Genomic DNA, 11,413 nt, shown 5'->3' with positions numbered 1-11,413 from the left:
AAGTTATTTATGGTTTTGACCCCAACATCATCATATTAGAATATAAAAATTGCTGTTACTTCGCTGTTTCAGAAAAAGGAGACTATGGCAAAAAGAACGTAAAAGAAAGTGAATAAGTCTTGAAATTGTTTTCTTGATCTGATAGAGTGAAGATATTTTCCATCCAGATTTTGTCGTAACCATCTGCTTTCAGACATCTGCATTTACATAGATGGGTAAGGTATCATTTTGCGACAAAGCCACAGAGAAAAATAAAGAAAAACAAAGAAAGGAACCATTTACATGAGTATCAGAAAAAACGAAATTCCCATTCTGGAATTTGATGACAATCCGATGGCTGTCATCAATCCGACACATGAAAATCAGAATATTTCATTGCCGCCCAAATGTGTATTTGCATTTGTGGGAGGATATATTGATGTGTACGCGCAGGAGCATCATGCGCAAAAAGTGGCCGAATTTGTCAGCGCAACAAAAGAATATCCGGTCTATGTTTTAGAAGATGCAGGGGAAGAAATGGTTCTGTGTCAGGCGCCGGTAGGGGCGGCACCTGCAGTACAGCTCCTTGACTGGCTGATTGGCTACGGAGTAAAGAAAATTATTTCCACAGGATCCTGCGGCGCGCTTGTACCATTTCCGGAAAGCACGTTTCTTGTTCCGTACAAAGCCCTGCGTGATGAAGGGACTTCCTACCATTATGCAGCACCTTCGCGTTTTATGGAAGTCAGTCAGACGGCAAGAAAAGCAATAGAAGAAACAGTATTAGAACATCATATGAAGTACCAGGAAGTGGTTACCTGGTCAACGGATGGATTTTATCGGGAAACAAAGGAAAAAGTAGAATATCGCAAGAGTGAGGGCTGCTCGGTTGTCGAAATGGAATGTTCTGCGCTTGCTGCCTGCGCCGCTTTTCGAAATGTGACATGGGGAATGATTCTTTACACCGCAGATACGCTTGCGGATGTAGAACGGTATGATGAGCGGAACTGGGGCGGAGATTCTTATGCGTATGCACTCAGGCTGTGTATGGACGCGGTGAAAAAGCTGTAATGAATTTAGAATGAAGGTCCAATCAACGACAGATCGAGTCCACAGAAAAAGATAGCCAGGTGTGTTAGAAAAAACGTGATAAACCTATTGACATGATAGGAATACAGGAATATGATGAATAAAATTGGAAATGGGAAGGAGAAAGGCATGAGCGAAATTACAAGAGATGAGGCATTTGCCTTACTGAAAAAATACAACAAGGATCCCTTTCATATTCAGCATGCGCTTACCGTAGAAGCAGTTATGAAATGGTATGCAAGAGAGCTTGGCTATGGAGCGGAAGAGGAACACTGGGGGATTGTCGGTCTGCTGCATGATATTGATTTTGAACTTTATCCGGCAGAGCACTGCCTGAAAGCACCGGAGCTTTTACGGGAGGACGGCGTATCGGAAGACATCATTCACGGTGTCGTTTCGCACGGCTACGGCATTACCATCGAGTGCGGCGTGACGCTGGATGTAGAACCGGTGCATGAAATGGAAAAAGTGCTGTTTGCTGCGGATGAACTTACCGGCCTGATCTGGGCGGCTGCACTGATGCGGCCTTCCAAAAGCACAAAGGATATGGAACTGAAATCTCTGAAGAAAAAATATAAGAGCAAAGGCTTTGCAGCAGGATGTTCCAGAGAAGTTATCGAGCGCGGAGCTGACCAGCTCGGCTGGCCGCTGGAAAAACTGCTGACCATGACACTTCAGGCCATGGCAGACAGCGAGGACGAGATCAACCGGGAAGTAGAAGCGGAGCAGGGAAGAGATGCAGCGGATTCTGAAATCAACGATGGAGCTGACGTTTCAGTTTGAAGCAGAAAAACATAAGATTATCATTCAGAATTTTAACGGAAAAAAAGAAAACGTGGTTTACACGGAACAGTCTCTTGGAGAAGCTTTGCTGACACGCGGACTGATCAAGAAAAAAGACGAAGAGATCCTGCAGGACTGTTTTGCGAGATGCTGTATGGGAGAACTTAGAAGAGCGGCGCAGACGGATGCGCTGACCGGGTTGTGGAATGTCGGCGGCGGAAAAGAGCATATACAGAAAATACTGGCCGGGCAAAAAGAAGAGGAAATAAACGGGAATGCGATGTTCCTGATGGATGTGGATAATTTTAAGTCTGTGAATGACACCATGGGTCATATGGTGGGAGACGAAACGTTAAAGCAGCTGGCACAGGTGCTGAAAAACAGTTTTGAAAAAGAGGATGTTGTATTCCGGCTGGGCGGAGATGAATTTGCTGCATTCGTTCGGAATATGGAAAATCCGGATGAAAAAATTGCACAGATTATGTGCCGTATGAAGCATGAACTTGAGGCGGCACGGGAGGCGAAGAAATTCTGTGATACAGGGACAGAAAAACGAAAGGACACAGGATAACGTGATTAGTGAAAAAATTTTTGAACTGATTCTTCGAAATAGCATAACGCAGAAGGAGTTTTCAGAAAAAACCGGAATTTCCCAGAGCACCATCAGCGACTGGAAACGAAAGGGAACCAATCCATCGGCGGACAAAATTCTGAAGATCTGCGAAGTGCTGAAGGTTACGCCATACGAACTTTTAGGGGAGAGTGGAACAGAACAAAAGCCGATGGATCCTGAACTGAGTGCCGCAAACGAAGAAGAAAAAATAATTCTGGAAGGCTTCCGCAATCTGCCGGGCAGACAAAAAGAAAGAATCTTAGGTTATCTGGCGGCATTGCAGGAGGAAAGATAGGATCAGGAAACAAAGGAAAAGATGAAAGAAACACAGGAAAACTTACAAATGCAAAGAGTGCAGGCCCTGCAGCGGCTTCATCGGGAACGGACAGAAGAAGCTCTGTGGGAGTGCTTACTCACATTCCAGGATTTTGAATTTCATACCTATTCCGGCCTGCCGTATTCCTACCATATGAAATACGGCAGAAGCGGCACTTATACAAAAGAACTCTGGATCGACCGCCGGGAGAAAAGCAAAAGCCTTGTCTGGAGTTCTGTGCGGACGGCGTATCAGAAAGTGCTGGAATTGCAGCAGGAAAGCGAAAGGCCGGTCGTTGCCCGCCCGAAAGCACTGGGAGATATCCGCGGAATTACGTACATTTATGGGATTTTTTACGAGTTTGCACTGCTTGAAATGCCGGAGAAAGCAAAAGAAAAATTTTTGATGCAGACAGAAGCAAAAAAATCACAGGAAAAATAAATTTTCACCCAATGCAGGGCTTGACAATCAGTTATTGGGTGATATAATCTAAAACTATCGGGAGCCAAAAGCACCGAACAGGAAAACAGCAAAGCGTAGAAGAGACGAGTAAATCACAGCGAATGTGACAGAGAGAAACCCCGTTTTGTGGTGCAAGGGTTTTAACAGGAACGTGATCGAAGACCAGCTCTGAGCGGCCCCAATCCGGCCCGGTGATTCCGTTATCGTCAAATGAAGTGGTTTGAAAAAACAAAATGGGTGGAACCGCGGTGAATGAAAATACATCGTCCCTTTTGACAGCATAAGCGTGTCAGAAGGGACTTTTTTGTTGCTGTAAAAAGTATAAAAATTCTGAAACACGCTTGCGAAAAATATACAAAGAAAGAGGTAAAGCAAATGATCATCACACTGAAAGATGGAAGTACCAAAGAGTACTCCGAACCGAAATCCATCATTGAGATCGCAGCAGACATCAGCGAAGGCCTTGCAAGAATGGCCTGTGCAGGTGAAGTAAACGGTGAAGTAGAAGATCTTCGTACCGTCATCGACAAGGACTGCAATCTTTCCATTCTGACCTTCAACGATGAAGGCGGAAAAGCAGCATTCCGTCACACCACATCCCATATCATGGCACAGGCAATCAAGAGACTGTACCCGGATACCAAGCTTGCAATCGGACCGTCCATCGCAGACGGATTCTACTACGATGTAGACAGAGATACTCCACTCACCAGCGAAGACCTTGAAAAAATCGAAGCAGAAATGAAGAAAATTGTAAAAGAGGATCTGAAACTGGAGCGTTTTGAGCTGCCGAGAGCAGAAGCCATCGCTTTCATGAAAGAAAAAGAAGAGCCATATAAAGTAGAACTGATCGAAGATCTGCCGGAAGACGCAGTCATCAGCTTCTATCGCCAGGGTGAATTCACGGACCTGTGCGCAGGCCCTCATCTGATGAGCACAAAGCCGGTCAAAGCCTTCAAACTGACCAGCCTTGCAGGCGCATACTGGAGAGGCAGCGAGAAAAACAAGATGCTGCAGAGAATCTACGGAACTGCATTCACAAAGAAAGCAGAGCTTGAAGAGTACCTCCACATGATCGAGGAAGCAAAGAAGCGTGACCACAGAAAACTCGGAAAAGAGCTCGGCCTGTTTATGATGAGTGAGGACGGCCCGGGATTCCCGTTCTTCCTTCCAAAAGGAATGGATCTGAAAAATGCACTGATGGATTACTGGCGTGAAATCCACAGAAAAGCAGGATACGTAGAAATCTCCACACCGATCATCCTGAACCGTCGCCTGTGGGAGACCTCCGGTCATTGGGATCACTACAAAGAAAACATGTATACCACCGTCATCGACGATGAAGATTATGCAATCAAACCGATGAACTGCCCGGGCGGCGTTCTCGTTTACAAATCCGAGCCTCGTTCCTACCGTGATCTGCCGCTGCGTCTGGCAGAGGTTGGTCTGGTACATCGTCATGAGAAATCCGGCCAGCTGCACGGCCTGATGCGTGTACGCTGCTTCAACCAGGACGATGCCCATATCTTCATGACACCGGAGCAGATCAAAGACGAAATCAAAGGCGTTGCAAACCTGATTGACCAGGTTTACAAACTGTTCGGATTCAAATATCACGTAGAGCTGTCCACCCGTCCGGAAGACAGCATGGGAAGCGATGAGGACTGGGAGGTAGCAACCGAAAGTCTCCGCGGCGCACTCGATGATCTTGGCCTTGACTATGTAGTCAACGAAGGCGACGGCGCATTCTATGGCCCGAAGATCGACTTCCATCTGGAAGACTCCATCGGAAGAACGTGGCAGTGCGGTACCATCCAGCTTGACTTCCAGCTGCCGCAGAGATTCGAGCTGGAATACACAGGAGCAGACGGCGAGAAGCATCGTCCGATTATGATCCACCGTGTTGTTTACGGTTCTGTTGAGCGTTTCATCGGTATCCTGATCGAGCATTTTGCAGGTGCATTCCCAACCTGGCTTGCACCGGTACAGGTAAAGGTTCTGCCAATCTCCGACAAATACGCAGATTACGGTAAGAAGGTTCTGGACGCCCTTCACGAGGCAGGCATCCGCGCAGAGATGGATACCCGTTCCGAGAAGATTGGATATAAGATCCGTGAGGCACAGGGACAGAAGATTCCATACATGCTGATCGCCGGAGCAAAAGAGGAAGAGGCAGGTCTTGTATCTGTCAGAAGCCGTTTTGCAGGTGATGAAGGCCAGAGAAGCCTGGAGCAGTTTATCGCAGATATCAAAGAAGAAATCGCAAGCCGCGTTAACCGCCCGGTTACTGTTGAAACAAAAGAAAATAAATAAGGTAGGTGTCAAAAAAATTGACACCTATGATACCAGATTGCTCCGTACTTCGTACTCCCGCAATCTTCAAAACATTCGTACTCCGCTCATTTTTCTTCGAAAAATGGCTACTTACTCATGTTTTGGCGTGTCCAAAATTTAAAAATCCTCGTGCAAGCTTTGCTTGCGTCGGATTTCCAAACTTTGGACACTGGTATTATCAAATAAATAAAGCATAAAAAATTACCTCTTGGAAATAATGGTTTCTATGCGGGCGAAACCGCAGAAAACTAAATTTCAGGAGGTAATTTATTATGCCAGCATTAAGTTGTTCCGCTATGACCTGTGTTTACAACCAGAACGAGCTCTGTTCCAAAGGAGATATCCGCGTAGGCGGAAGCGAAGCCAAAAGCTCCATGGAAACGTGCTGCGAGAGCTTCAAGGAGCGCGGTGAGGGCACGATGTTCAACTCTACCGGCTGCGGCTGTACGAAAATCGGTGTCGACTGCAAGGCGCAGAACTGTACCTTTAACGACAACTGTAAATGCGAAGCCGGAGACATCCATATCGCCGGAGACAGCGCATGCAGCTGCCAGGAAACCGAGTGCAGCTCCTTCCGCTGTGGCTGCGGGAGATAAATACGAAAAAATGCGAAAATCAGTATTGACAACAGGATGGGAGAGTGCTATACTGCAATAGTCTGAGAAAAAGAAAGTAGAGTATCCACTCTCACCCTAGCGCAAACACGCGACTACGGTCCAATATTGATCTTAAGTTCTCTTTGTGTAGAGATTTATGTACAATGTTAAGTGGATAGTCTGTCTATCCACTTTTCTTGCGTTATCAGTCAAATCCGGTCCGGTGAGCCGAGTTTGATTTCGTTACACCGCAAAAGCGGGAACACAGTCTTTTATAATGATGGAGGTGCACTACAATTAGCGAATTAATGATTAATGAGCAGATCAGAGACAGAGAAATTCGTCTGATCGGTCAGAACGGAGAACAGCTTGGAATTATGTCTGCCAGAGATGCGTACCTGAAAGCACAGGAAGCAGGTCTGGATCTTGTGAAAATTGCTCCGACAGCGAAACCGCCGGTTTGCAAAATTATCGACTACGGAAAGTACAGATATGAACTGGCCCGCAAGGAAAAAGAAGCAAAGAAAAAACAGAAAACAATTGAAATCAAGGAAGTTCGCCTTTCTCCAAACATTGACACCAATGATCTTAATACCAAAGTAGGTGCAGCCCGCAAGTTCATTACAAAGGGAGACAAAGTAAAAGTAACACTTCGTTTCCGCGGCCGTGAGATGGCACATATGAACAGTAGCAAATACATCCTCGATGAATTTGCAGAGAGTCTGTCCGATATTGCAACGGTTGACAAAGCGCCGAAGGTGGAAGGCAGAAGCATGACCATGTTTTTGACGGCTAAACGTTAAAATACATTTGAATCAATATCAAGGAGGAAATTAAAATGCCAAAGGTAAAAACAAGCAGAGCAGCTGCAAAGCGTTTTAAAACAACAGGAACAGGAAAATTAGTAAGAAATAAAGCTTACAAGAGCCATATCTTAACCAAGAAATCTCAGAAGAGAAAAAGAAACCTGAGAAAACAGACTACTGTTGATGCAACAAACGTAAAGAACATGAAGAAAATCTTACCTTACATGTAATTTTTGCAAGGTAGAGTTACGCCCAACAGATCAAGGAGGAAAATAAGAAATGGCAAGAATTAAAGGCGGCATGAACGCTAAGAAAAAACATAACAGAGTATTAAAACTGGCTAAAGGTTACAGAGGAGCCAGAAGCAAACAGTATAGAGTAGCAAAACAGTCCGTAATGCGCGCACTGACCAGCTCCTACGCAGGAAGAAAACAGAAAAAACGTCAGTTCCGTCAGCTGTGGATCGCTCGTATCAACGCAGCAGCAAGAATGAACGGTCTGTCCTACAGCAAATTTATGTATGGTCTGAAACTGGCAGGCGTTGAGCTGAACCGTAAAGTTCTGGCTGACATGGCAGTTAACGATGCAGAAGGATTTGCAACACTGGCTGAGCTTGCAAAAAGCAAAGTAGCATAAGTAAAAACATATTCTGTGTGAATATACGAAGAAGCTGTGAGAACCGGTAAGGGGATCGCAGCTTCTTTTGAAATATAGAAAAACATGAGGTGAATATGAAAAAAAGCAAAGTGGCAGTGGTTGCCTGTCCCGACTATGAGCCGGCGCACGTAAAGGAAAGCCTGCAAAAGGGATTGGAAGCAATTGGCGGCCTGGAATCTCTGATCGGAAAAGAAGAGAATATCTTATTAAAACCAAACCTCGTCCGCTCCGCAAAACGAGAACGCGCCGTCGTGACCGACCCGGAAGTTATGGATGCCCTGATCACGATTTTGCAGGAAAATGGCTATGAGAATATTTCCTGCGGCGATTCCTGCGGCCTTGGCACCCCGGAGGGCATTGCAAAGGAAGCCGGGCTGAAAGAGGTGCTGGAAAAACACAACGTTCCGCTGAAAGATTTCCTTACGAGCGAGCGCGTAGAAACCGCCGATGGTAAATTTCTGATGATTGCGAAAGATGCACTCGACTGCGACGCCCTCATCAGCGTCAGCAAAATGAAAACCCACGCGCTGGAACGCATCACCGGAGCTGTCAAGAACCAGTACGGCTGCATCAGCGGCGTCTACAAAAAACTCGGCCACACGCAGTATCCGAACGCTGAGAGCTTCGCGCACATGCTGATCGAGCTGAACCAGAAAGTCGCCCCGCGCCTCTATATCTGCGACGGCATCGTAGCAATGGAAGGCAATGGTCCGACTTCCGGCGACCCGGTTTCGATGGGAGTTCTTCTTATGTCCACCGATCCGATTGCACTGGATACCGTGTTCTGCCATCTGGTGAACCTCGATCCGTCGTATGTGCCGACAAATCTCTACGGGGAAACGCTCGGCCTTGGAACGTGGCACGACGACCGCATCGAAATCGTGACAGCGGATGGCACCATATCCGAGAAAGAACTGAAAAGAAAGTACGGAAATCCAAACTTCAACGTCGACCGCCGCAAAGCCCGCAAAAAAGGAGCCCTCGACCTGCTCGAGATCCTCGGGGTCTTCCAGAGCCGCCCCTATATCATAGAAGAAAAATGTAAAAAATGCGGCGTCTGCGTCGAGAGCTGCCCGGTGGAAGGGAAAGCCGTCCGCTTTGATAACGGCCGCAGAAATCCGCCGGTCTACGATTATAAAAAGTGCATCCGCTGTTTCTGCTGTCAGGAAATGTGCCCGCATCAGGCAATCCAGGTAAAGAAACACCGTCTGCCGTGGGAAAAATAAGGGAGCTATCCTACAAAGTGACTGGAAAAGCAAAAAGAGAAGTGTTATACTTGAAACCGGACAAAATTTAGTACAGGAGGAACAACACCATGGAATTAGAAACTTTAAGAAGTGATATGATAGCAGCAATGAAAGCCAAAGACAAAGCGAGAAAAGAGGCCATCTCTTCCCTGATCTCCGCAGCAAAGAAAGTAGCCATCGACGAGGGCTGCCGCGATGACATCAAACCGGAGCTGGTAGACCGCGTCATCTTAAAAGAGCTGAAGACCGTAAAAGAGCAGATCGATACCTGCCCGGCATCCCGTGAGGACTTAAAAGCAGAGTATCAGTTCCGCTATGACGTCATCAGCGAGTATGCACCGAAACAGATGAGTGCAGACGAAGTCAAAGCCTACATCAAGGAGAAATTCGCAGACGTTCTGGCAACCAAGAGCAAAGGTGCCATCATGAAGGCCGTTATGGCAGATATGAAAGGTAAAGCAGACGGAAAAGTCATCAACCAGACCGTTGCAGAACTGTGCAAATGAATATCATCAACATCGAACACATCAGCAAACTGTTCGGCGATAAACTGATTTTTGACGATGCTTCCTTCGGCCTGCAGGAGGGCGACAAGGTCGGCATCGTCGGAATCAACGGAACCGGAAAATCCACGCTGCTGCGCATAGTAGCAGGAGATGAGACCCCGGATTCCGGCCAGATTATCCGCCAGAACAACCTCAAAATGGCCTATCTTCCGCAGACACCGGAATTTCCAAAGGATGCCACCGTGCTGTCCTACGCCCTTTCCGGCGATGAGGAGGACTGGCAGGTGCAGAGCAACCTTGTACAGCTCGGTATCACCGAATACGACGCAAAAATCGACACCCTCTCGGGCGGCCAGCGCCGCAAGGTTGCCCTGGCAAAAGTGCTTGCGTCCGATTTTGACGTCCTGATCCTCGACGAGCCGACAAACCATCTCGACAATGCGATGCTCTCCTGGCTCGAGGATTACCTGAAAAATTACCGCGGAACCGTCTTTATGGTCACCCATGACCGTTATTTCCTGGATAAAGTGTCGAACCGCATCCTCGAAATCAGCCACGGAAAAATGTACAGCTACGATTCCAACTATTCCCGTTTTCTGGAACTGAAAGCTGAGCGCGAGGAGATGGAACTCGCCTCTGAACGGAAACGCCAGAGCATCCTGCGCATGGAACTCGAATGGGCGAAACGCGGCTGCCGCGCAAGAAGCACAAAACAGCGCGCAAGACTCGAACGTCTCGAAGTACTCAAAAATGGCACGGCACCGACCGCAGACGCTGTCGTGGAGATGGATGCTGTCGAGACCCGCATGGGAAAGAAAACGATTGAATTCCATAACGTCAGCAAAGCCTTCGGCGATAAAACGCTGATGAAAGATTTCGAATACATCTTCCTGCGGAACCAGAGTGTCGGCATCATTGGCCCGAACGGCTGCGGAAAATCCACAATGCTGCGGATGATCACCGGAGAAGTCCTGCCGGATGCGGGAACCATCGAAATCGGCGACACGATCCGCATCGGCTATCTGGCACAGGAAGAGCCGGACATGGATACGAATCAGCGCGTGATCGACTACGTGAAAGATATCGCTGAGTATGTCCAGACCCGTGACGGCCGCATCAGCGCATCGCAGATGCTCGAACGCTTCCTGTTCACACCGGATATGCAGTACACCCCGATTTCCAAACTCTCCGGAGGCGAAAAACGGAGACTGTATCTCTTATCCGTCTTAGTGAGCGGCGCCAATGTTCTGATCCTCGACGAGCCGTCCAACAACGTTGATATCCCGACCCTGACCGTGCTTGAGGATTTCCTGAACACGTTCGTCGGCATCGTCATCACCGTTTCCCACGACCGCTATTTCCTGGATAACGTCGTGGACCGCATCTTCGAATTCGACGGAAACGGAAATCTTCTGCAGTACGAGGGCGGCTACACCGATTACCTCGAAGCAAAAGAACGCCGTTTCGGCGGAAGTGCGGAAGAAACGGCAAAAGCAGCGCCGTCCAAAACGTCCGCGGACGAACCTGCAAAGTCAAAGAACAATGACTGGAAGCAGAACCGTCCGACCCGCCTGAAATTTACGTTCAAAGAACAGCGCGAGTACGAGACCATCGATGACGATATCGCTGTACTCGAGGAAAAGATTGCATCGCTTGACGATCAGATGCTCAAAAACGCCACCAACTCTGCAAAGCTCGCCGAACTGATGGTGGAAAAAGAGAAGACCGAAGCTGCTCTGGAAGAAAAAACCGAGAGATGGGTTTATCTAACCGACCTCGCAGAACAGATTGAGGCGCAGAATCAGAAATAAAAGAAGCAAAGGAACTGTCCGCAGAAGAGAAAAAATATGCGGGTCGTTCCTTCTTTTTTTATCAAGAAATTCGACGCGGAATTACCAGAAGTTGTAAAAAACTTGTATTTTTCCCTGAACACCCACAGAAAATCTGGACAGAATGCCCAATCGGTGTTATAATTCAAATACTGGACATAGTGGCATTGCCATGCCCTTATCCGGGTTTTTCGAA

General features: G+C 47.4%; 13 protein-coding genes. All 13 read left to right on the top strand.

All coding sequences use genetic code 11. The features are described 5' to 3' along the window. The first annotated feature begins 282 nt into the window (after positions 1-282). A complete protein-coding gene (locus DWX26_RS04095; protein WP_055227889.1) occupies positions 283-1,050 on the top strand; it encodes a nucleoside phosphorylase in 768 nt (255 codons plus the stop codon). A gap of 147 nt (positions 1,051-1,197) precedes the next feature. Next, entirely contained in the window at positions 1,198-1,851 is a 654-nt protein-coding gene (locus DWX26_RS04090) for an HD domain-containing protein (RefSeq protein ID WP_055228005.1), read from the top strand. Continuing rightward, on the top strand, positions 1,805-2,422 hold the full coding sequence (locus tag DWX26_RS04085) for a GGDEF domain-containing protein (protein ID WP_055227890.1): 618 nt from the start codon (positions 1,805-1,807) through the stop codon (positions 2,420-2,422). The genes DWX26_RS04090 and DWX26_RS04085 overlap by 47 nt, the downstream gene beginning before the upstream one ends. 1 nt (position 2,423) lies before the next feature. Then, positions 2,424-2,759 carry a helix-turn-helix domain-containing protein gene (locus DWX26_RS04080; protein ID WP_070103224.1) on the top strand — a complete coding sequence of 112 codons (336 nt, stop codon included), beginning with the start codon at positions 2,424-2,426 and terminating at the stop codon, positions 2,757-2,759. Positions 2,760-2,807: 48 nt separating this feature from the next. Then, positions 2,808-3,221: a hypothetical protein gene (locus tag DWX26_RS04075; RefSeq protein WP_242856702.1), complete on the top strand. Its 414-nt coding sequence runs from the start codon at positions 2,808-2,810 to the stop codon at positions 3,219-3,221. Positions 3,222-3,617: 396 nt separating this feature from the next. Beyond that, complete coding sequence (thrS, locus tag DWX26_RS04070; RefSeq protein WP_118600915.1) at positions 3,618-5,555, top strand: threonine--tRNA ligase; 1,938 nt, start codon at positions 3,618-3,620, stop codon at positions 5,553-5,555. A gap of 293 nt (positions 5,556-5,848) precedes the next feature. After that, positions 5,849-6,172, top strand: coding sequence for a DUF1540 domain-containing protein (locus tag DWX26_RS04065; protein WP_022461744.1), 324 nt, complete (start codon positions 5,849-5,851; stop codon positions 6,170-6,172). Between the two features lie 308 nt (positions 6,173-6,480). Next, positions 6,481-6,975 (top strand): translation initiation factor IF-3, encoded by a 495-nt coding sequence (infC, locus tag DWX26_RS04060; RefSeq protein WP_022461743.1) that lies wholly within the window; start codon positions 6,481-6,483, stop codon positions 6,973-6,975. A 35-nt stretch (positions 6,976-7,010) separates the two neighbouring features. After that, a complete protein-coding gene (gene rpmI, locus DWX26_RS04055; RefSeq protein WP_022461742.1) occupies positions 7,011-7,208 on the top strand; it encodes a 50S ribosomal protein L35 in 198 nt (65 codons plus the stop codon). Between the two features lie 49 nt (positions 7,209-7,257). Continuing rightward, complete coding sequence (gene rplT, locus DWX26_RS04050; protein ID WP_022461741.1) at positions 7,258-7,614, top strand: 50S ribosomal protein L20; 357 nt, start codon at positions 7,258-7,260, stop codon at positions 7,612-7,614. A gap of 95 nt (positions 7,615-7,709) precedes the next feature. After that, positions 7,710-8,861: a DUF362 domain-containing protein gene (locus DWX26_RS04045; RefSeq protein ID WP_022461740.1), complete on the top strand. Its 1,152-nt coding sequence runs from the start codon at positions 7,710-7,712 to the stop codon at positions 8,859-8,861. An 89-nt stretch (positions 8,862-8,950) separates the two neighbouring features. After that, positions 8,951-9,388 (top strand): GatB/YqeY domain-containing protein, encoded by a 438-nt coding sequence (locus DWX26_RS04040; RefSeq protein ID WP_022461739.1) that lies wholly within the window; start codon positions 8,951-8,953, stop codon positions 9,386-9,388. Next, complete coding sequence (locus tag DWX26_RS04035) at positions 9,385-11,199, top strand: ABC-F family ATP-binding cassette domain-containing protein (RefSeq protein WP_055227893.1); 1,815 nt, start codon at positions 9,385-9,387, stop codon at positions 11,197-11,199. The genes DWX26_RS04040 and DWX26_RS04035 overlap by 4 nt, the downstream gene beginning before the upstream one ends. The last annotated feature ends 214 nt before the right edge of the window (positions 11,200-11,413 follow it).

Source organism: Blautia sp. AF19-1, from assembly GCF_003479155.1.
Classification (GTDB): domain Bacteria; phylum Bacillota; class Clostridia; order Lachnospirales; family Lachnospiraceae; genus Fusicatenibacter; species Fusicatenibacter saccharivorans.
This window is presented reverse-complemented; position numbering and strand designations above follow the sequence as displayed.

What these genes read in the sequence shown, in the direction of transcription:
- DWX26_RS04065 (WP_022461744.1), top strand. Translation starts at nt 5,849, where the DNA reads ATGCCAGCATTAAGTTGTTCCGCTATGACCTGTGTTTACAACCAGAAC.
- DWX26_RS04040 (WP_022461739.1), top strand. Translation starts at nt 8,951, where the DNA reads ATGGAATTAGAAACTTTAAGAAGTGATATGATAGCAGCAATGAAAGCC.
- DWX26_RS04035 (WP_055227893.1), top strand. Translation starts at nt 9,385, where the DNA reads ATGAATATCATCAACATCGAACACATCAGCAAACTGTTCGGCGATAAA.
- rplT (WP_022461741.1), top strand. Translation starts at nt 7,258, where the DNA reads ATGGCAAGAATTAAAGGCGGCATGAACGCTAAGAAAAAACATAACAGA.
- DWX26_RS04085 (WP_055227890.1), top strand. Translation starts at nt 1,805, where the DNA reads ATGCAGCGGATTCTGAAATCAACGATGGAGCTGACGTTTCAGTTTGAA.
- DWX26_RS04075 (WP_242856702.1), top strand. Translation starts at nt 2,808, where the DNA reads ATGCAAAGAGTGCAGGCCCTGCAGCGGCTTCATCGGGAACGGACAGAA.
- infC (WP_022461743.1), top strand. Translation starts at nt 6,481, where the DNA reads ATGATTAATGAGCAGATCAGAGACAGAGAAATTCGTCTGATCGGTCAG.
- thrS (WP_118600915.1), top strand. Translation starts at nt 3,618, where the DNA reads ATGATCATCACACTGAAAGATGGAAGTACCAAAGAGTACTCCGAACCG.
- DWX26_RS04045 (WP_022461740.1), top strand. Translation starts at nt 7,710, where the DNA reads ATGAAAAAAAGCAAAGTGGCAGTGGTTGCCTGTCCCGACTATGAGCCG.
- rpmI (WP_022461742.1), top strand. Translation starts at nt 7,011, where the DNA reads ATGCCAAAGGTAAAAACAAGCAGAGCAGCTGCAAAGCGTTTTAAAACA.
- DWX26_RS04095 (WP_055227889.1), top strand. Translation starts at nt 283, where the DNA reads ATGAGTATCAGAAAAAACGAAATTCCCATTCTGGAATTTGATGACAAT.
- DWX26_RS04090 (WP_055228005.1), top strand. Translation starts at nt 1,198, where the DNA reads ATGAGCGAAATTACAAGAGATGAGGCATTTGCCTTACTGAAAAAATAC.